This is a genomic window from Micromonospora sp. MP36 (assembly GCF_008119785.1).
Taxonomy (GTDB): Bacteria; Actinomycetota; Actinomycetes; order Mycobacteriales; family Micromonosporaceae; genus Micromonospora.
This window is the reverse complement of the sequence record NZ_VSFA01000037.1, coordinates 44,185-68,496: the sequence shown is the minus strand read 5'-3', so window position 1 is coordinate 68,496 and position 24,312 is coordinate 44,185. Positions and strand designations below refer to the sequence as shown.

The 24,312-nt window shown below is 71.6% G+C and carries 17 protein-coding genes; 11 read left to right on the top strand and 6 right to left on the bottom strand.

What is annotated here, in order from left to right; all coding sequences use genetic code 11:
- Nucleotides 1-16 precede the first annotated feature (16 nt).
- Genes FXF52_RS22880 through FXF52_RS22870 form a run of 3 tightly spaced genes read left to right on the top strand, consistent with a single transcriptional unit; the run spans nucleotide 17 to nucleotide 7,930 of the window.
- A complete protein-coding gene (locus FXF52_RS22880; protein ID WP_222870617.1) occupies nucleotides 17-5,701 on the top strand; it encodes a non-ribosomal peptide synthetase in 5,685 nt (1,894 codons plus the stop codon).
- Nucleotides 5,702-5,733: 32 nt separating this feature from the next.
- Complete coding sequence (locus FXF52_RS22875; RefSeq protein ID WP_148799843.1) at nucleotides 5,734-6,657, top strand: ornithine carbamoyltransferase; 924 nt, start codon at nucleotides 5,734-5,736, stop codon at nucleotides 6,655-6,657.
- A gap of 1 nt (nucleotide 6,658) precedes the next feature.
- Nucleotides 6,659-7,930, top strand: coding sequence for an MFS transporter (locus FXF52_RS22870; RefSeq protein WP_148799841.1), 1,272 nt, complete (start codon nucleotides 6,659-6,661; stop codon nucleotides 7,928-7,930).
- Nucleotides 7,931-8,088: 158 nt separating this feature from the next.
- Here the strand turns inward: FXF52_RS22870 and FXF52_RS22865 are convergent, their stop codons facing one another.
- The 3 genes from FXF52_RS22865 to FXF52_RS22855 are packed head-to-tail and all read right to left on the bottom strand — an operon-like array spanning nucleotide 8,089 to nucleotide 10,765.
- Nucleotides 8,089-8,847, bottom strand: a complete 759-nt coding sequence (locus tag FXF52_RS22865) for a DUF4097 family beta strand repeat-containing protein (protein ID WP_148799839.1) — start codon at nucleotides 8,845-8,847, stop codon at nucleotides 8,089-8,091.
- The gene (locus tag FXF52_RS22860) at nucleotides 8,844-9,491 is read right to left on the bottom strand and encodes a response regulator transcription factor (RefSeq protein ID WP_148799836.1); all 648 of its coding nucleotides are present in this window, start codon (nucleotides 9,489-9,491) and stop codon (nucleotides 8,844-8,846) included. The genes FXF52_RS22865 and FXF52_RS22860 overlap by 4 nt, the downstream gene beginning before the upstream one ends.
- On the bottom strand, nucleotides 9,479-10,765 hold the full coding sequence (locus FXF52_RS22855) for a sensor histidine kinase (RefSeq protein ID WP_255472233.1): 1,287 nt from the start codon (nucleotides 10,763-10,765) through the stop codon (nucleotides 9,479-9,481). The genes FXF52_RS22860 and FXF52_RS22855 overlap by 13 nt, the downstream gene beginning before the upstream one ends.
- Before the next feature lie 134 nt (nucleotides 10,766-10,899).
- On the opposite strand from FXF52_RS22855, the gene FXF52_RS22850 reads away from it, so the two are divergent.
- The 8 genes from FXF52_RS22850 (at nucleotide 10,900) to FXF52_RS22815 (ending at nucleotide 20,308) form a co-directional block, all read left to right on the top strand.
- Nucleotides 10,900-13,026 carry an MMPL family transporter gene (locus FXF52_RS22850; RefSeq protein ID WP_187413643.1) on the top strand — a complete coding sequence of 709 codons (2,127 nt, stop codon included), beginning with the start codon at nucleotides 10,900-10,902 and terminating at the stop codon, nucleotides 13,024-13,026.
- Nucleotides 13,027-13,093: 67 nt separating this feature from the next.
- Nucleotides 13,094-14,032: a TauD/TfdA family dioxygenase gene (locus tag FXF52_RS22845; protein ID WP_148799830.1), complete on the top strand. Its 939-nt coding sequence runs from the start codon at nucleotides 13,094-13,096 to the stop codon at nucleotides 14,030-14,032.
- Between the two features lie 4 nt (nucleotides 14,033-14,036).
- Nucleotides 14,037-15,797, top strand: coding sequence for an acyl-CoA dehydrogenase (locus FXF52_RS22840; protein WP_148799827.1), 1,761 nt, complete (start codon nucleotides 14,037-14,039; stop codon nucleotides 15,795-15,797).
- Nucleotides 15,794-17,542: an acyl-CoA dehydrogenase gene (locus tag FXF52_RS22835; protein ID WP_187413642.1), complete on the top strand. Its 1,749-nt coding sequence runs from the start codon at nucleotides 15,794-15,796 to the stop codon at nucleotides 17,540-17,542. The genes FXF52_RS22840 and FXF52_RS22835 overlap by 4 nt, the downstream gene beginning before the upstream one ends.
- A gap of 140 nt (nucleotides 17,543-17,682) precedes the next feature.
- The gene (locus FXF52_RS22830; protein WP_148799823.1) at nucleotides 17,683-17,949 is read left to right on the top strand and encodes an acyl carrier protein; all 267 of its coding nucleotides are present in this window, start codon (nucleotides 17,683-17,685) and stop codon (nucleotides 17,947-17,949) included.
- 117 nt (nucleotides 17,950-18,066) lie between these two features.
- The gene (sbnA, locus tag FXF52_RS22825; RefSeq protein ID WP_222870618.1) at nucleotides 18,067-19,074 is read left to right on the top strand and encodes a 2,3-diaminopropionate biosynthesis protein SbnA; all 1,008 of its coding nucleotides are present in this window, start codon (nucleotides 18,067-18,069) and stop codon (nucleotides 19,072-19,074) included.
- Nucleotides 19,068-20,075, top strand: a complete 1,008-nt coding sequence (sbnB, locus tag FXF52_RS22820) for a 2,3-diaminopropionate biosynthesis protein SbnB (RefSeq protein WP_148799819.1) — start codon at nucleotides 19,068-19,070, stop codon at nucleotides 20,073-20,075. Before sbnA ends, sbnB begins: the two co-directional genes overlap by 7 nt.
- Before the next feature lie 26 nt (nucleotides 20,076-20,101).
- Nucleotides 20,102-20,308, top strand: a complete 207-nt coding sequence (locus FXF52_RS22815; protein WP_148799817.1) for an MbtH family NRPS accessory protein — start codon at nucleotides 20,102-20,104, stop codon at nucleotides 20,306-20,308.
- 90 nt (nucleotides 20,309-20,398) lie between these two features.
- Here the strand turns inward: FXF52_RS22815 and FXF52_RS22810 are convergent, their stop codons facing one another.
- The 3 genes from FXF52_RS22810 to FXF52_RS22800 form a co-directional block, all read right to left on the bottom strand.
- On the bottom strand, nucleotides 20,399-20,680 hold the full coding sequence (locus FXF52_RS22810) for a hypothetical protein (RefSeq protein ID WP_222870616.1): 282 nt from the start codon (nucleotides 20,678-20,680) through the stop codon (nucleotides 20,399-20,401).
- A 236-nt stretch (nucleotides 20,681-20,916) separates the two neighbouring features.
- Entirely contained in the window at nucleotides 20,917-22,971 is a 2,055-nt protein-coding gene (locus tag FXF52_RS22805; protein WP_222870615.1) for a BTAD domain-containing putative transcriptional regulator, read from the bottom strand.
- Nucleotides 22,972-23,154: 183 nt separating this feature from the next.
- On the bottom strand, nucleotides 23,155-23,910 hold the full coding sequence (locus FXF52_RS22800; protein ID WP_222870614.1) for a thioesterase II family protein: 756 nt from the start codon (nucleotides 23,908-23,910) through the stop codon (nucleotides 23,155-23,157).
- Nucleotides 23,911-24,312 lie beyond the last annotated feature (402 nt).

The window sequence follows — 24,312 nt, the reverse complement described above, 5'->3', positions numbered from 1 at the left end:
GCTCACCGGCCGCACCGTGGCCCGCCTCGTCGAGCTGCTGGCCGAGCGGCACGGCACGTCGACACAGGTGCCCGCCGTCGCGCCGTTCGAGCTGATCTCCGCAGCCGACCGGGAGCTGCTGCCCGCCGGCGTCGTCGACGCGTACCCGCTGTCCCGCGTACAGGCCGGCATGGTCGTGGAGATGCTCGCCGACCGGCAGCGCAACGCGTACCACGTGGTCACCTCATTCCGGCTCCGCGACGGGCGGGCGTTCTCGCTGCCCGCCCTGCGAGCCGCCGCCGGTATCGCCGCCGACCGGCACGAGCTGCTGCGCACCTCCCTGCACCTGACCGGCTACTCGGAGCCGATGCAGCTCGTACACGGCGACGTCGAGATCCCGATCAACGTGCGCGACCTGCGCGGGCTCAGCCCGGCCGAGCGAGAGCGGGAGGTCCGCGACTACACCGCGCGGGAACAGAACGACCCCTTCGATGTCGCGGTCGCGCCGCTGATGCGGCTCACCGTGCACGTCGAGACCGACGAGACGTGGTGGCTCACCGTCGCGGTCTGCCACCCCGTCACCGAGGGCTGGAGCCACCGAGCGATGCTCGTCGAGATGCTCGACGACTACGCCCGCAGCCGCGACGGTGAGCCGCTGCGGCCGTACGAGCACCCGCCCGTGCGATACGCCGACTTCATCGCCGCCGAGCAGCGAGCAATCGCCTCAACCGCCGACCGTGAACACTGGCGATCCGTCGTGGACAACCACGACCCGATGCGGCTGCCGGCCGGCTGGGGCGACGAGGAGGGCACCGGCTCGTTCTCGGTGACCGTACCCTGGGGCGACCTGGAGCGGGAGTTGCGCGCGCTCGCCTCGACGACGCAGGCCTCGCTCAAGGCCGTGCTGCACGCCGCACACCTCACCGTGCTGTCCCGGCTGACCGAGGCCGAACGCTTCCACACCGGCCTCGTCTTCAGCGCCCGGCCGGAGGCACCCGGCGCCGACCGCGTTTACGGCATGTACCTCAACATCCTCCCGTTCGGCTTCGACCGCACCGCCCGCACCTGGTCGGAGCTGATCCGCGCCGTGTACGAGCAGGAGGCCGCGGCCTGGCCGCACCGGCGCTTCCCGATGCCGGTAATCCAGCGCGAGCTGGCCGGCGGCGAGCGCCTGTACGACGTGCGGTTCAGCTACCAGGAGGACTTCGAGGAGGTCGACACCGACCTCATCGACGTCGAAAACGGCCTCGGCGACGGTGCCAGCGAGTTCCCGCTCGCCGTCGCGGCGGTCGGCGGCGGGCTGATCCTGACCATGGAACGGCGGGCGATCAGCCGAGTCAACGCCGACCGGCTCGCCTCGATGTACCGCGCAGTGCTGGAGTCCATGGCCGCGGACGCGGACGGCGACGCCCGCGCGGCGTTCCTGCCCGACGGCGAGCTGCGCCGCCTGCTCATGGACTACAACCGCACCAGCCCGGCGCCGGTCACCCGCACTGTCCTCGACATGTTCGAAGCGCAGGCGGCCGCCACCCCCGACGCGACGGCCGTCAACGCCGCCGACCGCCGGGTCACCTACGCGGAGCTGGACGCGCTCGCCAACCGGTACGCGCACCACCTGCGCGCCAACGGCGTGCGCCGCGAGGCCGGCGCGCAGCCGGTGGTCGGGTTGCTGCTGGACCGGAGCGCCGACCTTGTGGCGGCCCTGCTCGGCGTCTGGAAGGCCGGAGCCGCGTACGTGCCGCTCGACCCGTCGCACCCGGCCGACCGACTGCGTCACATGCTGGACAACGCCGGCGCCGCGCTGGTCGTCACCCAGTCCCGCCACGCCGATGAGATCGCCGGCGCGTTCGACGGGCCGGTGGTCCGGGTGGACACCGCCGCCGCGGAGATCGCGGCACGCCCAGCCACCCCGGTCGAGGGCGGCTCCGACCTCGACGAGCTGGCGTACGTCATCTACACCTCTGGCTCCACCGGGCGGCCGAAGGGCGTACAGGTGCCACACCGCGGCCTCGCCAACCACATCCAGTGGGCGGCCGCCGAGCTGGCCGGCCGGGGCACCAGCGGCGCGCCGCTGTTCTCGTCGATCGCCTTCGACCTGCCCGTGCCCAACCTGTACGGGCCGCTGGTCACCGGCCAGACGGTGCACCTGTTCCCGGCAAGCAGCGACCTGGACGACCTCGGCGAGTGGCTGGCCCGGACCGGCCCGTTCAGCTTCATCAAGCTGACCCCGGGCCACCTCGACGTGCTCAGCCACCAGCTGAGCCCGGCACAGGCCAGCGGCCTCGCGCCGGTGATCGTGGTGGCCGGCGAGGCGTTCACCCGGCGCACGCTGGAGCGGTGGCGAGCCCTGGACAGCACGGCCGAGCTGATCAACGAGTACGGCCCCACCGAGGCGTCCGTCGGCACCTGCATCCAGCCGGTCTCGTCCGCGCCGCCGGCCGACATCGTCCCTATCGGGCGCCCGCTGCCCGGTATGACGATGTACGTGCTGGACCACCTCATGCGGCCGGTACCCGTGGGCGTGCCCGGCGAGCTGTACGTCGGCGGCACCGGCGTGGCCCGTGGCTACGCCAACCGGCCCGACCTCACCGCCGAGCGGTTTCTGCCCAACCCGTTCACCAAGGACGCGGGCACGCGGCTGTACCGCACCGGCGACCTGGTCCGGATGCTGCCCGGCGGCGCAGTCGACTTCCTCGGCCGCCTCGACGACCAGGTAAAGGTCCGCGGCTACCGCATCGAGCTCGGCGAGGTCAAGACCGTGCTCGTCGCGCACCCGGCGGTGCGGGACGCGGTCGTTGTCACCCGCGACACGGGCAACGGCGAGATCCAGCTGGTCGCGTACTGCGTCCCGGCCGGCGACGGCGGCGAGCTCTCAGTGGCCGCGCTGACCGAGCACAGCCGAGCCCGCCTGCCCGAGTACATGCTGCCCACCGCGTACGTGCCGATCGAGCAGATCCCACTCACCGCCAACGGCAAGGTAGACCGCCGGGCGCTGCCCGACCCCACCGAGGCGGCGTCCACCGGTCCAGAGTTCATCGGTCCGAGCACGCCGACGGAGACGGCGATCGCCGAGATCTGGTGCACGGTGCTGGGGCTCGAGCGGGTCGGCGTGCACGACCGCTTCTTCGCGCTCGGCGGCCACTCGATCCTGATGATCCAGGTGCTCGCCGCAGCCCGTAAGGCGGGTCTGGACCTCACCGTCGCGCACATGTACCAGCACGAGACGATCGCCGAACTAGCCGCCGTACTCGATGAGATGTCCCTGGACCCACCCGCCGCGCAGCCGGCGCAGGCGCCGCCGGCGGCCGAGCCGGATGACGAGCGCACCGGACCGACCATGCTGACCCCGATCCAGCGCCGGTTCCTCACGCTCCCCGGTAACGCCAACCGGTACGTGCAGGCCGCCCTCCTCGAGGTGCGACCGGCCGCCGACCCGGAGCTGCTCGGTGCCGCGCTGCGCGCACTCACCGACCACCACGATTCGCTGCGCCTGCGCGTCAACGGCGACGACGCGTCCATTGCGGACACCACGTCTGCGCTGCGCGTCGTCGACCTCAGCGGGCAGAGCACGGAGGAGCGCGAAGCAGCGGTCCGCCGGATCGTCGACGAGGCGGCCGACGGGCACGACATCGCCGCCGGCAGGATGATGCTTGCCACGCTGCTGCCCGGCGCAACCGACGACGGCGACCGGCTGCTGCTGTCCGTGCACCACCTCGCGGTCGACATCGTCTCCTGGTCGATCCTGGTCGCCGACCTGAACGACGCGTACGCCGCGCTGGAGGCCGGCCGCCCGGTCGAGCTGCCGCCGCCGACCACGTCGTTCCGCCGGTGGGCCAGCCGCCTGGCCGCGCACGTGGCCGACGGCGGGCTCGCCGCTCAGGTGCCGTTCTGGCTCAACCGGATGCCGGCGCTGCAGCTGCCGGTCGACCACCCGGACGGCGCGGACACGTCGGCGGACACTCATACGGTCACGGTCACGCTGCCACGGCACCTGACCGCCGCGCTCACGCACGACCTGCCGGCCGGCGGCCAGGCCCGGCCGGACGAGGTGGTCTACACCGCGCTCGCCATGGCAGTCACCGCCTGGGCCGGCGGCAACCGGGCCGCGTTCGACATCGAGGGGCACGGCCGCGAGCCGCTCTTCGACGACGTCGACACCTCGCGCACCGTCGGCTGGTTCACCAGCCTGTACCCGGTGTCGCTGTGGCTGCCGACACGGGGCGAGCCGGACGCGGTGCTGCGCTCGGTGCGGGACCAGCTGCGCGCAATCCCGGACCGCGGCATCGGGTACGGCATGCTGCGCTACCTCTCGCCCGACCCGGACCTCACCGCCGCGCTGGACGAGCTGCCGCCGCCACAGATCCTGGTCAACTACACCGGGCACCGCGCCGTCGGCACCCCGTCGGGCAAGGGCCCGGACGGCGGCCGTCCCGCCGGGCCGCGGTTCAGCCTGCCGCCGCAGCAGCTGGTCAGCCGGCACGAGCCGGACCGGCCGCGCAGCCACCCGATCCAGATCACCGCCGGAGTGCACGACCACCAGCTCTTCATGCACTGGACCTACTCCGGCCAACGCTACGAGGAGGCCACTGTCCGGGCGGTCGCCGAGGCGACGATCGCGGCGGTCACCACGCTGGTGGAGTCCGCCGGGCCACCCGCCGGCGGCGCCGCGCCGCTGGCGCTGCGGCCCAGCATGGACAAGTACCACGTGCCGGGTGCGAGCGTCGCGGTGATGCGAGACGGCGAGCTGGTCTCCACGGAGGCGCACGGCACGCTCCGAGCCGACGGCGGCGATCCGGTGACGCCGGAGACGATCTTCCAGGTGGGCTCGGTGAGCAAGCACGTCACCGCCTACGGCGTGCTGCGGCTCGCCGCGGCCGGCCGGCTCGACATCGACACCGACGTCAATGAGTACCTGACCTCGTGGCGGCTGGAGCATGCTGAGGGTGTCACCGGCGACGTCACGTTGCGCCATCTGCTCAGCCACGTCGCCGGCCTGACCGTGGTCCGCAACAGCGGCTATCAGCCAGGCGAGGCGGCACCGACGCTGCTCGACTTGCTGCGCGGCTCGCCCACGGCCGGCACCCCGCAGCTGAGCGTCGAGCTTGCGCCGGGCACCACATTCCGCAAGAGCAACGGGCACTACTGGGTGGTCGAGCAGGTCCTGCGCGACCTGACCGGTCAGCCGTTCAACGAGCTGATGCGGGAGCTGGTCTTCGACCCGATCGGCATGCCGGCGACAAGCTTTGACCAGGACTTCCCGGCCACCGCCGGCGTTCCGGTCGCGGTCGGCCACGACGAGGACGGCAACCCGGTGCCGGGTGGCTGGCGGGTCAAGCCGGTCCTTGCGTCGACCGGCCTGTGGGCGAGCGCGCCCGACCTGGCCCGGCTGCTCGCGGAGGTGCGCCGGGCGTACCTCGGCGAGTCGTCGCTGCTGCCTTGCGAGCGGGCCGCGGAGCTGCTTACCGCGGTGCACGCCGATGCCCTCTACGGCCTCGGCACCTCGGTCGACGATACCGGGACGGAGGTCGAGTACGGCCACGTCGGCGAGTCGGTCGGCTACCGCGCCATGCTGCTGGGCCGCGTGCACAGTGGTGCCGGTTTCGTGGTGCTCACTAACGCGGACTCCGGCAAGGAGGTGCACAAGGCGGTCGGCCTCGCGATCGGCCGTCAGGAGGGGCGGCAGTTCGGCGTCCGCCAGGGACAGACGGAACTCGGGTACTGACCGCGCTGCGGTCGCAACGCAGGAGGGCAGCCATGGTGCGGCATCTCATCTCGCTCACCGATCTCGAGGACGCGGAGCTGCGGCACCTCGTCGAACGCGGAGCGCAGTTCAGCGCGGGTACCGCTGGCCGGCCACAGCCGCTCGCCGGCCAGATCGCCGGGGTGTACTTCCGCAAGACCTCGACCCGCACCCGGACCGCGTTCGCCACGGGCGCGATGCGGCTGGGCGCGCAGGTGATCACGTACGGCCCGGACGACCTGCAAACGAACACCGGCGAGACCCTGGCCGACACCGGTCGAGTCTTCGCCCGGATGGTCGACCTGCTGGTCGCCCGGACCGCCGCCGACCCGGCCGAGCTGCGCACCTACGCCGACCAGCCGCGCATGTCGGTGATCAACGCGATGACCGCGGACGAGCACCCGACCCAGGGCCTGGCCGACCTGACCACGCTGCTGCGCCACTTCGGCCGGGTCGACGGGCTGCGCGTGCTGTATCTCGGCGAGGGCAACAACAGCGCGGCCGCGATCGCCCTGGGGCTCAGCCGGTATCCCGGCACCGAACTGCACCTGCGCACGCCACCCGGATACGGCCTAGCGCTCGAGGTGCTGGCAATCGCGACCGCCCAGGCCGCCCGCGCGGGGTCGCGGGTGGTCGAGCGGCACGACATGGCCGACCTACCCGCTGACATCGACGCGATCTACACGACTCGCTGGCAGACCACCGGCACCACCAAGCCCGACCCGCACTGGCGGGACGTGTTCCGGCCGTTCCAGGTGACCACCGGTCTCTGGGAGCGCAGCCCCAAGGCGGTGTTTCTGCACGACCTGCCCGCCCACCGCGGCGAGGAGGTGACCGCCGAGGTGCTCGACGGCCCGGCCAGCATCGCCTTCGACCAGGCGGAAAACAAGCTGCACAGCGCCATGGCGGTGCTCGAGTGGTGCAGGGCGGGGAGCTGAGTTGACCACCACGGGCATCACCCCAACGGATCCGCCGGCACCACCGGCGGATCCACCACCGCTGCGGCGCAACCGCGACTTCCTGCTGCTGTGGGTCGGCGCCGGGCTCACAGTGTTCGGCGCGCGGGTCACCGCGCTGGCATACCCCCTGCTGATCCTGTGGGACACCGGCTCGTACACCGGCGCTGGCCTGGTCGGCACCGCCGCCCTGCTGCCGATGCTGGTCGTCCAGCTTCCCGGCGGCCTGCTCGTCGACCGCGTCGACCGCCGGCGGCTGATGATTTGGTGCGAGGCGGGCTGCCTGCTCAGCACTGGCAGCGTCGCGGCCGCCGTGCTGCTCGGCCACGTATGGCTCTGGCAGCTCGTCGCGATCGCCTTCGTACAGTCCAGCCTCGCGCTGCTTTACCAGCTGGCCGAGCGCTCGGCCGTACGTCACCTGGTCACGCCCGCGCAGCTGCCGCTGGCTCTGTCCCGTAACGAGGCACGGCAGCGCGGTGCGATGCTGCTGGGCCGGCCGGCCGGCGGCGCGCTCTTCGAGGTGGGTCGCTGGGTGCCGTTCCTCACCACCACGCTCACCCACCTCGTGTCGCTGGTTGCGCTGCTGTTCATCCGTCGTCCGTTCCAGGCCCACGCGGACGCCCCACGGTCGTCCGGTTCGATGTGGTCCGACCTGGCCGCTGGCCTGCGGTACGTGTGGCAGCAGCCGTTTCTGCGTACCGTGCTCATCTTCATCGCGGTCAGCAACATGCCGTTCGAGGGCCTGGCCTACGCGGTCATGGCGGTGATCCGCGAGGACAACGGCTCCACGCTCGCGGTCGGCCTGATCCTGGGCGTGAGCGGTGTTGGCGGCATGCTCGGCGCCCTGCACGGCACATGGTTCATGCGCCGGCTCGACCTGCGCGGGATCGTAGTCGGTGGCCTCGCCGGCTGGGCGCTGGTCATGCCGCTGATCGCGTTCACCCGCGACCCATGGCTGCTCGGCCTGCTCTTCACCCTGATGAGCTACATCGGCGGCGTCTTCAACGTCGTGGGCGGCGTCTACCTGGTCCGCTCCACCCCGGACCACCTGATGGGCCGCGCCGGCAGCGTGGCGATGCTGCTCGGCACCGGCACCAACTTCGCCGGCCCGCTGCTGGCCGGCTTCCTGCTGAGCAGCCTGTCCGTCGCCGCGTCGGTGCTGGCCCTGAGCTCGGTGATGATCTTGCTGGTCGTGGTGTCCGTGCTGAGCCCCACCGTGCGCGGCCAGGCCGGCACCCGCCTGATCGAAACCTGACTGAGGCCCGCTTTGCTTCAAGCCCCCGCTGTGGCCTCTTGACCTGGGCACACCGATGCGCCCAGGCATGATCTTGGCTGATCGAGGGGTGGGTCGCGGACGGTGAGACCGTGGGAGCAACGGTCTGGACCACAGCGGACGCCGCGGTACCTCAATTTTTAGGGGGCGCCGTAGCCGACGCGGACGTTGCCGTCGTCGGTTTCCACGTCGATTACGCGGGGCCAGCCGGTGCCTTCGCGGACGGTGATGGCGCGGCTGCCAGAGCGGGTGCTGGCATTCACGTTGTACGCGTCGGCGAGTGGCACCGCGACCGTCACGTCGCCGTTGGTCAGTAGGGCGCGCACCGCGTTCGGGGGAGCGAGGAAGGTGAGGTCTACGGCGCCGTTGCCGGCCTCGGCGGCCACGTCGGATGAGCGTAGGCCGGTGCCGGTGATGTCGCCGTCGCCGGAGACGACTCGCAGCTTGCCCTGGGAGTTGCTGACGCGCACGGCACCCGAGCGGGTGTCAAGGTCGAGGTCGCCTTTCAGGTCCTGGATGGTGATGGCGCCGTCGCCGGTGCGGACCTGGATCATCGCCGTGGGTGGGGCCTCGATGCTGAGGTCGACCGCGCAGCCGGGTAGCCGTGGCTTCTTGTCGCAGTTGGCCTCGATGGTCAGAGCTGAGCCCTGCCACGACTCGTCAACCTTAGGTCGCCCGTACGACCAGGTGAGCCGCTTTTCCACCGTCACCCGATCGGGTGGGCCGGGCACGATCGTGACGTCGCCGCCGGCCAGGTCCACGGTGAGTGCGGTGGGCGGGCGGTCGTACGCGGTGCGTCGGGTCTCGTTCTGGCGGGCCAGCCACGACCAGACCGAGACGCTGCCCGCGGCCAGGGTCAACGCCGTCAGCGCGGCGCCGGCGATCCGCCACGGTGTCATGGCTGGCCGCGCAGGTAGCTCAGCACGGCGAGCACTCGCCGGTGGTCGGAGGTGGCGCCCGGGAGGTCGAGCTTGGTGAAGATCGCGTTGACGTGCTTGGCGATCGTGCTCTCAGTGATCTGGAGCGACTCGGCGATCCCCGAGTTTGACCGGCCTTGCGCCATCAGGGCCAGCACGTCCGCCTCCCGCTGGGTGAGCCGCGCCAGCGGGGTGCCCCGGGAGCGGATCAGCAGCTGGGCGACCACCTCGGGGTCGAAGACGGTGCCGCCGGCGGCCACCTGCCACAGTGCGTCCAGGAACTCGTCGACGTCGGCCACACGGTCTTTGAGCAGGTAGCCGACGCCATCGGTGGAGCGGGACAGCAGTTCCGTGGCGAACCGCTCCTCCACGTACTGGGAGAGGATCACGACGGACGTGTCGGGGTGCTGGCTGCGTAGCTCAAGCGCGGCCCGCAAGCCCTCGTCGGTGAAGGTGGGCGGCATGCGCACGTCGATGATGGCCAAGTCGGGCTGGTGCTTGCCGACCGCCGCGAGCAATTCGGAGGCGTCGCCCACGGCGGCGGCCACCTCCGCGCCGGAGCTGGCGAGCAGACGGGCGAGGCCCTCCCGTAGCAGTACGGAGTCCTCCGCGATCACGACGCGCACGGCAGCTCCACCGTGATCGTGGTGCCTTTTCCGGGCGGGCTCTCGATCCACAGCTTTCCATCCACAGTAGAGACGCGTTGGCCCAACCCGCGCAGGCCGCTCCCGCCGTCAACCGACGCGCCGCCCCGCCCGTCGTCGCTGGCCACCACGTGCAGGCGGTCGCCCTCGGTCCACACTCGTACGTCCGCCGAACGCGCCTCGGCATGTCGGGCAACGTTGGTCAGCGCCTCGGACACCACGAAGTATGCCACGGCCTCGATCGCCGGTGCCGGCCGTCGCGGCACGTCGACGCGGAGGTTGACCGGTATCGGCGAGCTCGCGGCGATCCCGGAGAGCGCCGCATCCAGCCCACGCGCGTCGAGCACGGCCGGGTGCAGCCCACGGACCAGCCGACGCAGTTCGGCGAGGGCCAGCTTGGCGTCGCCGTGCGCCTGGACGATCGCCTCGTGCAGCGGGGGCGGCAGGTCGGCGGCGCTCTTGCGGAGCAGGCCGAGGTTCATCGCGAGGGAGATAAGCCGCTGCTGCGCGCCGTCGTGCAGGTCGCGCTCGATCCGGCGGCGCTCGGCGTCGGCGGCGTCGACCAGGCCGGCGCGGGTCTCGGTCAACTCGGCGACCCGGTGCCGCAGCCGCTCGGTGCGGCTCGGGCCGAGCAGGGCCGCCGCCGCGGCGGCGTCGGCCGCCGCGATCGCGCCGAGCAGCGAGCGGGCGCCCAGGCACAAAATCAGTCCGGCGGCGGTCAACCCCAGCAGGATGAGGGGGGAGTGCATGGACCAGCCGAGCGCGTTGACCTCCGGCAGGGTCCAGGCGTAGGCGACGACCAGCGCCAGCGGCACGCCGAGCGACCAGCCGACCAGCACCACCGCGAAGCCGATCGTGCTGGTCAGCGACGCGATCAGGTGGTAGCCCAGCTGGCGCAGGGTGGCGGCCGCACGCATCTCGGCAAACATCCGGGACAGCCGGTTGCTCCCCTGGAACGCGCGCGGCGGCGGCGGAATCGTGACACCGAGGCACTGCCGGAAGCGGGCTCGCTGCAGCCAGGTGAATAGCCGGTTGGCCCACAGCAGGACTGGCCACAGCACCACGCCCAGCGCGGTCAGCGTCACCACAATCGCCGCGGTGATCACCGCGAACGGGAAGCCGGCCGTGAAGTGAGCTGCAGCGCGCAGCGCGCGGGCCCAGGACTGCGCGTTGATGATCGCGAGCGGGTCGAGCAGGCGACGCGGACTACCTCGGGCGATGACCGGCGTGGAGACGGCGAAGCGGTCGGGCGTCACCCCACAACGATAGGGACTTCCGGTGCACCCGGACCACCCGGCTGGGACCCGCGCGAAACTGGCAGCTAATGCCCAGACAAAGTCGGGGGTGGGCGTTACCGACATCGGCTCGTGATTCGGACATCCTGGGGAGCATGGTTGCGAGGATTGGTGCGTTTTGCTTCCGGTACCGCTGGGCGGTGCTGATCGGCTGGCTCCTCATCATGGTCGCGGGCGTGGCCGCGGCCGGGCCGGTGATCACGAAGGTCACCACGACCCGCGCGGTGCAGGGCACCGAGTCCGACGACGCCCAGCGGGTGGTCCGGGCCGAGGCGGACCACGGGCTGCGGATGGTCACGCTCGTCGACGGCATCGACCCGAGCCGTCCCGACGTCCGTGACGCGGTCGCCGGGGCCAGCGCCGACGTGTCGGCGATCCCCGGCGTACAGCGGGTGGACCAGCCGGTCGCCGCGGCGGACGGCCGCGCGGTGCGGATCGGTGTGATGCTCGACCGGTTCGAACAGCCCGAAAGGGACGCCGAGACCGACGCGCTGAACGCCGCGCAGGACCGCTTCCGCGCCCTGGCCGACGCGGTGCCGGGCGCGGAGGTCAGCTTCGGCGGCGCCGACATCGTGCCCCGGCAGGCTGGCGGCGCCTCGCAGAACGACCTGGTCCGGGCGGAAGGGCTCTCGCTGGCGCTCACCCTGATCCTGCTGGTCTTCGTCTTCCGCGGCTTCGTCGCGGCGGCCGTACCCGTGCTGGCCACGATCGCCACGATGACCGGCGCGCTCGTCGGCCTGCTGGTCTTCTCCAGGTTCGTCGACCTCGACATCACAGTCCTCAGCGTCGTGGTGCTGCTCGGCCTCGGCCTGTCCATCGACTACGGGCTTCTGCTCGTTGCCCGCTACCGGGAGGAGTTGGCCCGCGGGCACGACCCGCACACGGCGGTCGCCAAGGCATGGTCCACCGCCGGCCGGACCGTCAGCTTCAGCGGCCTGACTATTGTCTTCGCGCTCTGCGGCCTCCTGCTCTTCGACATGCCGCGGCTGCAGGCCATGGGCGCCGCCGGAATCTCCGCCGCGCTGCTGGCGCTGGTCGCCGCACTGACGTTCACCGCAGGGCTGCTGGGCGTCTTCCACAAGCGGATCAAACCGTCGGAGCGGATGCGGCGCCGGGCCAGCGAGGGGGACGTGGAGCGCGGCTTCTTCGCCCGCCTGGCGCGGATGTCTCAGCGCTCGCCGCGCGCCGTCGTGATCGTCACCACCGGCCTGCTGTTGCTCCTCGCCGCACCACTGGCCACCGTAGAGCCGCGGCTGCCGCAGTTGGCCGGCTTGCCGACGAGCATCGAGTCGGTACGGGTCTCGCACGAGCTCGCCGAGCGCTTCGGCGAGACCACATTCCCGGCCGTACGCGTGGTTGCCCGCACCGACCCGGGGACGCTGCAGGGCTGGGCGCAGAAGTGGAGCGGCGACGCCGAGGTCGCCCGCGTCGGGCAGGCGGAGGCGGAGGCGCCCGGGCTGTCCAGCGTCGCGTTCGACGTACGCGGGGACAGTCAGGACGAGGCCGCGCGCGACCTGGTGCTGCGGATGCGGGCCGACCGGCCGACCGGTGGGGAGTCGTGGGTCACCGGCGACGCGGCGATCCTGCTCGACCTGCTCGGCCGCATCTACCGCGGGCTGCCCGCCGCGATCGCGGTCACCCTCGGCGCGATGCTGGTGCTGATGCTGCTGATGACCAGGTCGCTGCTGGTGCCGCTGAAGGCGGTACTGATGAACGTGCTCTCGCTCGGCGCCACGTACGGCGTGCTGACGCTGATCTTCCAGCACGGCGTCCTCGCCGGTCCGCTGGATACGCTCACGATCGGCGGCCTGACGCCGTACCTGCTGGTCACGGTGTTCGCGTTCGCGTTCGGCTTCTCGATGGACTACGAGGTGTTCCTGCTCGGGCGGATCAAGGAGTACGTCGACTCGGGGATGGAGACGAACGTCGCCGTCCGGCGCGGCCTGCAGCGCACCGGCGGCATCGTCACCTCGGCGGCGCTGCTGATGATGATCGTGTTCGGCTGCTTCGGCGCGGCGAGCCTCGGCGACATCGAGCAGATCGGCGTCGGCCTCTTCGTCGCGATCCTCATCGACGCCACGATCGTGCGATGCCTGCTGGTGCCGGCGACGATGACCCTGCTCGGCCGCTGGAACTGGTGGGCGCCGTGGCGTCGCACGCGGGTCGTGGCGCCGCCCCGCGAACAGGTTCGCACCGCCGGTGGCGGTATAGCTCCCGTATAGGTGCCCGCCACACGATTGCGCAGACCTGACGGGTTGGACCCGTGCCCGATCGTGATGGGAGCGCCTCATGGCAGCGGATCGCTGGTCGCCGACGGAACTGCGGCCACTGGACATCGGCGCGAAAGCCACCGTTGACGGCCTCGTCGAGTTCCTCTCCGACCAGGCGAAGGTTGACGAGCTGCTGGTGAGCGAGCGGGCGCTCGTGTTCCGCGGGTTCGGCGTGCCGCCGGACCGGCTGACCGAGGTGTACGACAAGGCGTTGCCGAACCGGTTGGCCTATGTGCACGGCAACACCCCACGCACCAAGGTCGGCGACAACGTGTACACCTCGACCGAGTACCCGGCCGAGTACACGATCTCGATGCACAACGAGCTGTCGTATGCGCACGCCTGGCCGTCGCGCCTGATGTTCTACTGCGAGGTGGCGCCCGAGACCGGGGGCGCCACCCCCGTGGTCGACGGTGAGGCCTGGCTGGCCGCGCTCGACCCCGAGGTGCGCGAGGCCTTCGCGGACGGCATCTGCTACCGACAAAACCTGCACGGCGGCCGCGGCTTCGGCAACAGCTGGCAGCAGACGTTCGAGACCGACTCGCGCGAGGAGGCCGAGCGGTACCTGACCGAGACCGGCGCGACGTTCGAGTGGCGGCCCGACGGCGGCCTGCGGGTCAGCCAGCTCCGGCCGTCCACGATCAACCACCCGGTGACCGGCGTCGAGGTCTGGTTCAACCAAGCCGACCAGTGGCACCCTGCCGCGCTCGGCGAGGACACCGCGTCGGCGCTGGCGCAGATCCTGCCCAAGGACGAGCTGCCGCAGTACGTGACGTTCGCCGACGGCAACCCGATCCCCGACGAGTACGTGATCCAGGTCCGCGACCGCGGCCTCGAGGTCGCCGTCGACGTCGACTGGCACGCCGGCGACCTGTTACTGATCGACAACATCCTGGTAGGCCACGGGCGCCGGCCGTTCACCGGCCCCCGCCGTGTCCTGGTGGCGATGTCGGACTAAGGCCATGACCGCTGGAACGCACCTCGCGATCATGGAGCGGCTGGAACGGGAGCTCGGCGATCCCGCCGATCCGGCTACCCCGCTCTCCTTCTCCGCCCTCCTGGCCGTCGACGAACGTGAAGAGTTCCCGGTCACGGCCTGTCGGCGCCTCGACGAGCTCGACCTGCACCGCACCTACGTACCGGCCGAGCTCGGCGGCGACCTCACCGGCGCCGAAGACCTGCTGCAGGTCATCCGGGTGCTGTCCCGGCGCGACCTGACCGTCACGATCGCCCACTGCAAGACGTACCTCGGCGCGGTCTCGGTCTGGCTGGCCGGCGCGCCAGCACAGGCCAAGGAGCTGGCCCGGCGGGTGCTCGACGGCGCGGTCGTCTCGTTCGCGCTGACCGAGCGGCGGCACGGCAGCGACCTGCTCGCCGGCGAGCTGACCGCCGCCCCAAGCGACGGCGGATGGTCGCGCCTCGACGGGGAGAAGTGGCTGATCAACAACGCCACCCGGGCGGACCTGCTCTGCGTGCTCTCCCGTACCGACCCGTCCGGCGGCCCGCGCGGCTTCAGCCTCGTGCTGGTCGACAAGGCCGGACTGCCCGAGCGTGCGTACCGGTGCCTGCCGAAGGGGGTCCTGCACGGCGTGCGCGGCGCGGACATCAGCGGCATCGCGTTCGACGGCGCCCTGGTGCCGGCCGACGCGGTCGTCGGGCAGCCGGGCGCCGGGCTTGAGGTCGCTCTCAAGAGCTTCCAGATCACCCGTACCCTCTGCGCCGGCATGTCGCTGGGCTGCGTGGACCGGGCCCTGCGCATCGCCACGTCCTTCGCGCTCGGGCACGAGCTGTACGACCGCCGCCTGGTCGACCTGCCGCACGCCGCCCGGACACTCGCCGAGGCGTACGCGGACACGCTGGTCGTCGAGGCGCTTGCCCTGCTCGCGACCCGCAGCATCCAGGCCCTGCCAGGGGAGCTGAGCGTCGCCTCGGCGGTGGTTAAGTACCTCGTGCCGACCCGCACCGACCGGACCATCGCGTCGCTGGCCCAGGTGCTCGGCGCGCGGGCGCTGCTGACCGGCGTGACGGGTGTGGGCGGGGAAGGCTTCCAGAAGGTCGACCGCGACCACCGCATCGTCGGCATCTTCGACGGCAACACGCTGGTCAACCTCAACTCCCTCGTCAACCAGCTGCCGCAGCTGTACCGGTCGTACTGGGCCGGCACGGTCGATGCGGACGGCCTGGCCGCCGCGGCGACCCTCACCACCGCCCTGCCGCGGATCGACGGCGACCGACTGGCGCTCCTCTCCCGCATCGGGTCCAGCGTCGTGCAGGGCCTGCCCGCGCTCACCGAGGCGATCGGCGCCGCGGCGGCCGGGGGAGACGTGCCGGCCGGCCTGGCGGCGCAGGCCGGCCGGCTGCGGGACGCCGCCGACGCGCTGCACGCCGAGCTCACCGGCTTCCGGCCAGCCGCGCGGGACGTGCCACCCGAGGACTTCCAGCTCGCCCGCCGGTACGCCACCTGCTTCGCCGCGGCCGCCTGCCTGCACCTGTGGTGGCACAACCGGGACGCCGTGGGCGGCGATCTCTGGGCCGACGCGCTGTGGGTGCGGGCCGCGCTGGCCCGCCTGCTGCCGGCGCTGGCACGGTCCGAGGACGGGGGCGAGGACGGCGAGCTGCTCGACGCCCTGCTGCCACACCTGCTCGCCCAGCACCGGGACCGGATGCTCTTTTCCCTGCTCCCATGCCGCCTCGGCGAAAACCGGACGGAGGTGCCGGCATGATCGAGACATCCAACGCCTCGGCGTCCATCGCGGAGAGCACCGGACCTGAGGCGCTGGAACGGCTCCTCGGCGACCGTGGCGACGCCTCCAACCCGGTCGGCGACGCCGCACTGCTCGCCGCCGACGAGCGCGCCGAGCTGCCCGCGGCGGGTGAGGAGCTGCTGCACCGGTACGGCTTCAACGCGGAGTTCGTGCCCGTGGAACTGGGCGGCCGCTTCACCTCGGCCGAACACCTCATGCGCACCGCCCGCGCGGTCTTCCGCCGGGACAGCGCGCTCGGCATCGGGTACGGCGTAACCAGCCTGATCGCCGCGGTGCCGGTCTGGATCTCCGGCCGAGCGGACCAGCAGCGAGCGTTCGCCGACCTGTTGCTGTCCGGCCGCCGTGCCTCGGCCTGCTACACCGAGCTGCCGCACGGCGCCGACTTCACCCGGGACGAGCTGACCGCCCGCCAGAACGGCGGCCGCCTGCTGCTCAACGGCCGCAAGGACCTGGTCAACAACGTGGGCCGCTCGGACGCGCTGCTGGTCTTCGCCCGCACCGGCCAGCGGGCCGGCAGCCGGAGCCACTCGCACGTCCTCGTCGAGCGGACCGAGCTGCCACCGGACCGGGTCACGTTCGGCCCCCGGTACCACTCCGCCGGTGTCCGCGGCTGCCAGCTGGGCGGCGTCGAGTTTCGCGACTGCCCGGTGCGGCCGGAGGCGGTGCTCGGCACGCCCGGCGTCGCGGAGGGCACCGGCCTGGAGACCGTGATGCGCGCGTTCCAGGTGACCCGCAGCGTCCTGCCCGGCATGATGACCGGCGTCGTGGACACCCAGCTGCGAACCGTGGCCCGCTTCGCGTTCACCCGCCGGCTCTACGGACGCCCGCTCGCCGACCTGCCACAGTCCCGCGCGGTGCTCGCCGGCGTCTTCGCCGACCTGCTCGCCGCCGACTGCCTGGCCACGGTCGCCGCGCGTGGCCTGCACCTGCTCACCTCGCAGACCGTCACGCTCGCCGCGGCGGTGAAGTACTTCGTGCCGGTGCTGCTGCAGGACGCCGCGTACGACCTGTCAGTGCTACTCGGCGCCCGGTCATACCTGCGCGAGGGCGAGTACGCCATCTTCCAGAAGCACCTGCGCGACCTGCCCGTGGTGACCCTCGCGCACGCCAGCTCGGCGGTCTGCCTGGCCTCGATCGTGCCGTACCTGCCGGTGTTGGCCCGCCGCGCATGGCAGCCGGACACCGCGTCGGCGCCGGACGCGCTGTTCCAGCCCGGCGCCCCGCTGCCGCCGCTCGACCTCAGCGGCCTTTCGCTGACCGCCGGCGCCGACGACCTCGCTGGCACACTGCGGGCGGCCGCGATGCTGCCTCGGGTCGCCGACGACCCGTGGCTGGCCGGGCCGGTCGCCGCGCTCGTCGCCGAGCTGGACATGCTGCGCGACCGCGCGGCCGCGCTGCCGCCCCGGGAGCGGACGGTGACCGCCGGGCGGCCGGGCTTCGGGCTCGCCCGCCGGTACGCGAGCGTCCTGGCCGGCGCGGCGTGCGTCGGCGTCTGGCATGCGGCCCCGCCGGGCTCGTTCCTCGCCGACCCGGCCTGGGCCAGTCTCGCGCTGCGCCGCCTCGCCGCCCGCCTCGGCCGCGACACGGTGCCGGCCCAGCGCAGGGCCACGGCGACCGTCGACGAGCGGCTCTGCGCCGAGCTGACCGACCGGCTCGCGGACGGCCGGGCGTGCACCCTGACCGCCGAGCGGCTGGCCGGCTGACCGCGTCAACCCGCCCGGAACACCACCGAGCCCCGAACATCAGCCCGCCCCCACCCAGCCGGCCCCGCCCCCGACGTCGGGGCGGGGCCGACCGGTGTCCCGCCGGGCACCGGCATCCCACCAACCGAAGGAGCCTTCAAATGGCAGAGAAAGCGGAGATCGCCGCCTGGCTGACCGAACGGATCGCGTACTTCCTGGAGAAGCAGCCGTCCGACATCGACCCGGACGTCGAACTCGTCGAGCTCGGCCTCGACTCGGTCTACGCGCTGACGCTGTGCGGCGACATCGAGGAGCACTTCGGCCTCGCGGTCGAGCCCACGCTGCCATGGGACTACCCGACCGTGCATGCGCTCGCCGGACATCTCGCGGAAACCGCCGCCGGTGCCGATGCGGCGCCGCGGGTATAGCTCAGGTATAGGGCGCTGAATGGTCTCCATCGCACGATCGAATAGGCCGATGAATTTGGCTAATCCTGGAGATCGCCGAAAGGGTGTCGCTCCGTGTCCACGCAAACCCTCAAAGGAATTCTCGGTACGATCGGCGCTACTCCACTGGTAGAGCTGGAGCGGTTGTACCCCAGCTATCCGGTCCGGATCTTCGCGAAGGTGGAGCGGTTCAACCCGGGCGGCAGCATCAAGGACCGGTCGGCGCTGAGCATGCTGCTGGGCAAGGTGCGCAGCGGCGAGCTGGTGCCCGGCCGGTCAGTGGTGGTGGAGTCCAGCTCGGGCAACCTCGCCGTCGGCATGGCGCAGATCTGCCGCTACTTCAACCTGCGCTTCATCTGCGTCGTCGACGCCAAGACCACCGAGCAGAACCTGGCTCTGCTGCGGGCATACGGCGCCGAGGTGGAGATGGTCACCGAGCGAGACCCGGAGACCGCCGAGTACCTACCGATGCGCATGCGGCGGGTCCGGTCACTCCTGGACCGGCTGCCGCACGCGTTCTGGCCCAACCAGTACGCCAACCCGCTCAACCCGCGGGCACATGAGGAGACGATGCGGGAGATCCACCAAGCGCTCGACCGCGACGTCGACTACCTGATCTGCGCCACCAGCACGACCGGGACACTCAACGGCTGCGCCGCGTACGTCCGGCGGCACGGGCTGGCGACCCAGGTGGTAGCCGTCGACGCGATCGGCAGTGTCCTCTTCGGACAACTTCCGGCCCGTCGCCTGTTGCCCGGCCACGGCGCCTCCATCCAGCCGGAGCTGCTCGACCCGGCGGTACCGGACCGGGTAATGCACGTCTCCGACCTCGACTGCGTGGTGGGCTGCCGGCGGCTGGTGGCGCGCGAGGCGGTGCTCGCCGGCGGCTCGTCCGGCGCCACGGTCGCCGCGCTGGGCCGACTGCTGCCCGAGATCCCCGCCGGCGCCGCCTGCGTCATGATCTTCCCCGACGGCGGCGATCGATACCTCGACACGATCTACTCCGATCCGTGGGTGAGTGGCCACTTCGGAGATGCCCAGCACCTGTGGAAGGAGCCGATGGAGTTGAGTGACGATCCCAGCGCCGACGAGGTCGCGGCATGTTGATCCTGGGGCACGCCGAGGTCGCCGAGCTGCTGGCCGGCGCCGAGCGTGAAATCATCGAGCTCGTACGGAACGTCTACCGCCGGCACGATGAGGGCGACTGCGTGGTGCCGTTCTCGACGTTCCTGCGCTTCCCGGATAACGACCGTAGCCGGATCATCGGGCTCCCGGCGTACGTCGGACCGTCCGGCGAGGGCTTGGGCGTGGCGGGGATGAAGTGGATCGCCTCGTTTCCGGGCAACCTCGCCCTCGGCATCGAGCGGGCAAGCGCCACGATCCTGGTCAACTCCATGCGCACCGGCCGGCCGGAGGCGCTGCTGGAAGGCGCGGTGATCTCGGCCAAGCGGACCGCCGCGAGCGCCGCGCTCGCCGCCGGGCTGCTCACCGCCGACCGGCCGCCGACCGGGATCACCCTCTTCGGCTGCGGCGTCATCAACCTCGAGATCCTCCGGTTCGCGCGGGTCGAACTGCCCTCTCTGGCCGCGATCACGCTCTTCGACACCGACCCGGCGCGGGCTGAGGCGTTCGCCGCCCGCTGCGCTGAGGTCGCGCCCGGCCTCACGATCAGCGTTGTCGACGATCCGGCCGCCGCGATATCCGCGCAGCCGCTGATCTCGCTCGCCACGACCGCGATCCACCCGCACCTGGACGGGTCCGTACTCGTGCCGGGCAGCACGATCCTGCATGTCTCGCTGCGCGACCTGGTTGCGGAGGCGACGCTCGACGTGCAGAACTACGTGGACGACGTGGACCACGTGCTCCGGGAGCGCACCTCACTGCACCTCGCCGAGCAGCTGACCGGCCACCGCCAGTTCATCACCGGCACGATCGGCCAGCTGGTACGGGGCACGGGAGAGCGGCGCGACCCGTCGCGCATCGCCGTGCTCTCGCCGTTCGGGCTCGGCGCGCTCGACATCGCGCTCGCCGACCACGTGGCGCGCGCGGCCCGCACCCGCGGCATGGGCGTCACCGTCGACGGCTTCCTGCCCGAGCCACGCACCTAACCAGATCCACCCAGGAGGAACCCGAAATGAGCACCGAGACCAGCAGTGAGCCGACGTACCGCGTGGTGCGCAACGACGAGGAGCAATACTCGATCTACCGTGCCGACCGCGACCTGCCCGCCGGCTGGCTGGCCATACCGGTCGAGGGCACCCGCGAGGAGTGCCTCGCCGTCATCAACGAGCTGTGGACGGACATGCGCCCGCGCAGTCTCCGCGAGCGCCTCGGCGCCTGACGCCCGCCCGGCCGTGCCGGTTCCCGCCACCATCGGCGGGGGCCGGCTTTATCGCGGGTGAGGCCCTAGGCCGCGCTTCGATAGTTCGGGTCAGAGCCACTCGTTGATCGCGACGACGTGGAGTGTGGCCTGGTAGCGCACAGCGAGCTTGTCGAATCTGGTGGCCACGGCTCGGTGGCGTTTGAGTTGGTTGATGCCGTGCTCGACGGCGTGGCGTTGCGGGTAGACGGTGGGGTCGAGGGGCGGTAGCCGTCCCCCCGGGGACCTTCTCTTGCGCCGGCTGGCGGCCTGGTCGATTCTGATGGGGAACGTGGCCGGGATGCCGCGGTGGCGCGGTGCTGGCAGCGCCGACTTCGGTACCGTCTGCGCCACCTGCCCCCTCTGCGGACAGTGCACATCTCCGGGCCGGAGGAGAGGCCGGTCTCCACGGCGAAGACGTGCTCGGCCAGGTGATGTCCTCGGGCATCGGGCCGAGCAGCTCGTCCAGCCGGTGCCGCAGCTCCTCCGCCGCCCGTCGGGTGAAGGTGATCGCCAGGCACACGCCGATCCGACACCCCACAAGATAACGGCGGCCGACCGGAACCCGGTCAACCGCCGTTTAACACCAACTACCTAGGCCGGCCGGCGGCCGGGTTGATGCCGGCGAAGCCGTCCAGGAGCACGGACAGGTCGCGGGCCGAGGCGTGCCGGCCGGTGGCGGACGCCTGCTGAAAGAGGCCGAACAATGCGGCCCGCTCGGACGAGATCCAGGTCATCGCGGTCTCCACCGGTGGCCGGGTGGCCGGCGTGAGCCCGAGGAGTTTGACCGCCTCGCCGCCTCGCCGCCGGTAGGCGTCGATGGCCGCCTCGACGACCGCGCGCCGCTGGTCTCGGCTGTCTTCGCGGATGGCCTGCTCGCGTGCGAACAGCCGCACCAGCGTCTGGTACTGGTAGCGCGGGCGGCCGCGCGGGTCGATCCCGCCGATCTCCAGCAGTCGGGCGTCGACGAGCGCCTCCAGCAGCGCCTCGGCCGCCTGCTCGGTGTGGCCGAGGATCTCGGCCGCGACCCACGCCGGAAAGTCCGGCACGCCGAGCAGCGCCACCCGGCGGAACATCCGCCGGACCGCCTCGTCGAGCCGCTCGTAGCTCAGCTGCAGGCTGGTGCGCACGTTGAGGTCGCCGCGTTGCAGCTCGTCTAGGCGCCGGCTGTCTTCGGCGAGGCGGGCGGCCAGCCGCTCCAGCGGCCACTGCGGCTTGGCGGCGAGGCGGACTCCGGCGATCCGTACGGCCAGCGGGAGCCCGCCGCAGAGCTCGACGATGCGGGCGGCCGACAGCAGGTCGCGTTCGACCCGGTCGGGTCCGATGACCTGGCCGAGTAGCTCCAGCGCCTCGGTGGTCTCCAGCGGATGCAGGGTGACCACGCGCGCACCGTCCACCGTGATCATGTGGGCGCGGCTGGTGACCAGGGCGCCGCAGCGTGCCCCGGTGGGCAACAGGGGACGGACCTGCTGGTCGCTGGCCGCATCGTCGAGCACGACGAGGATGCGCTGCCGGGAGAGGTGGCTGCGGTACAGCTGGATCCGTTCGTCGAGCGTGCGCGGCACGGCGGCGTCTGGTACGCCTAGCGCCCGCAGGAACCAGCCGAGCACGTCGAACGGGTTTTTGGGGTGGGGGCCCATGCCGTCGAGGTCGACGTAGAGCTGGCCGTCCGGGAAGTCTTCGCGGCTCAGGTGCGCTGCGCGCACGGCGAGGGCGGTTTTGCCGGTGCCGGCCATGCCGGTGATGAGGACCGGGGCGGGCGTCTCCAGCCGGTTGGAACTGTCGGGCCGCAGCGCGTGCAGCACCTTGCGCAGCTCGCCGTCGCGGCCGGCGCAGTCGGTCAGGTCGGGCGGAAGCATCTCCGGCCGGGTGCCTGCCCAGCCGTCGCCGACGCCGGTGGATGCGGTGTTGATCTGGTCTCGCTCGGTGCGCGCCGTCGGGCCGTCGGCATCGCCGGCGAGGATGCTCTGGTACGCCCGCTCCAGCGTGGCGCCGGGGTCGACGCCGAGTTCCTCGGCGAGGAGCTTACGTCCCTCCAGGTACACGTTGAGGGCGTCCGCCTGCCGGTTGCACCGGAAGAGGGTCGTCATCAGCTGGGCTCGCGGCCCTTCGCGCAGCGGGTGTTCGGCGACGAGCGCGGTCAGCTCCGGCACCAGTTGGTGGTGCTGTCCCATCGCCAGGTCGGCCTCGATCCGCCCCTCCAGGGCGGCTAGCCGCGCCTCGGTGAGGTGGGGCAGCTCGATGCCGGCGAGGTGCTCGGTCACGTCGGCCAGGGCCGGTCCGCGCCACAGCGCCAGGGCGCGGCGGAAGCGCTCCGCGGCCGGCCCGAACTGGCCGGTCCGCAGGCCCTCCTGTCCAGCGCGCGCGAGCCGCTCGAACTCGTCGTAGTCGAAGTGCGCCGCGCCGATGCGCATGTAGTAGCCGGGCCGCTGTCGGATGATGCCGATCGCGGAGCCCAGGTACTTGCGCAGCCTCGACACGTATGTATAGATCTGGGCGTTGATCGTGTTTGGCGGCTGCCAGCCCCACAGCAGGCTGCTGAGCCGGTCGTCGGAGACCAGCGCTCCCCGGGCCAGTAGCAGGGCCGCCAGCACGGTGCGCTGTTTGGAACCGTCCAATGTGGCCCCGCGGCCGTTGATGGACACCTCGACTGGTCCCAGGATGGCGAATCGCACGCCTTGGCTGGCGCGGTATCCCCCTTCCGCCTGGCCTGACGTAGGCGATTCACCATCGACCGTTACTAAGGTTGTCTGTGCCGTTCGCCGCATAGTCCCCCCCGCAGGATTCAACGTTGGACGCCCAACAAGCGAATGTTTGGAGGCGCCGCCTCACAGTCTTGACGCGATGTCGCTAACGAGGTCTTTCTCGTGATCCGTCAAGAAGAAATGGCCGCCCGGATAGATGTGCGACTCGAACGTGTCGGTGGTCAGCTCCGACCAGCTGTCGAACTGTTCCGGCGTGCAGGCCGGGTCGGTGTCCCCGAGGAACCCGACGATGGGTGCGCCGACCGTCCGCGCTTGTGACGGTGCCGGGCGATAGGTCTCGATCAAGGTGTAGTCGGCCCGTAGCGACGGCAGCAGCAGTTCGCGGAGCTCCGGATGCTCGAGAACGGCGGACTCGGTGCCGCCGAGTGACCGGACCTGGGCGAGCAGCGCGGCGTCGCTGTCTTCGTGCACCGCTGTGGGTGTCACTCGGTGTGGCGCGGCGCGGCCGGAGACGAAGAGTTGGACCGGTCGCACCCCATGCCGCTGTTCGAGGCGGAGCGCGACCTCGTAGCCGATCGCCGATCCCATGCTGTGGCCGAAGATTGCGATCGGCAGGTCGAGGTAGGGCGCCATCGCCGCGGTGATCGCGTCGGCCATGGGATTCATGCTCGGCAGGCACGGCTCGAGCAGTCGGTACTGGCGGCCGGGGTAGCAGGCGGCGAGCACCTGCACGTGGTCGGGCAGCAGCGGCTGCCAGCCCAGGAAGGCCGTGGGTGCCCCGCCGGCGTGGGGCAGGCAGACCAGTCGCACGGTGGTCCCGGTGTTGTCCTTGTATGCCCGGAACCAGTCGGCCGCCCGATTTACCGGAGTCGTCGTCAACGCGGGCCCTCACTAATGTAGTGGCGTTTGGTCCGATGCCGCCGACAAATGTGGTCGTTACGCCTCTTGGGGCGGCTCGGGCCGGCGGGTTGGCAGCGTTGCCGAGGCGTGTGTTTGCGTTGGCACCCGCCTGCGCATGAAGGGTAGCGAGTTGCCGCACGGGTCGCGGACGTCAAAGCGACACATCACGGCCTAGCGAATGTGAAGGAATCTTCGAAACACGGCGGGTAGGCCTCGCGCGGTATTGCGACATTGTTGCATCTCGGTTTCCTTCGACCCGTGCCGGACAGTTGACCGCAACGCGCCCCGCCACCCCTTACCGCCTGCGGAAAGTCGCAACAGCGCCAGCTTCCGGGAAGGCATGGACCGACGCCGGGTGACCGGGTGTGTCGGCGGGGTGTG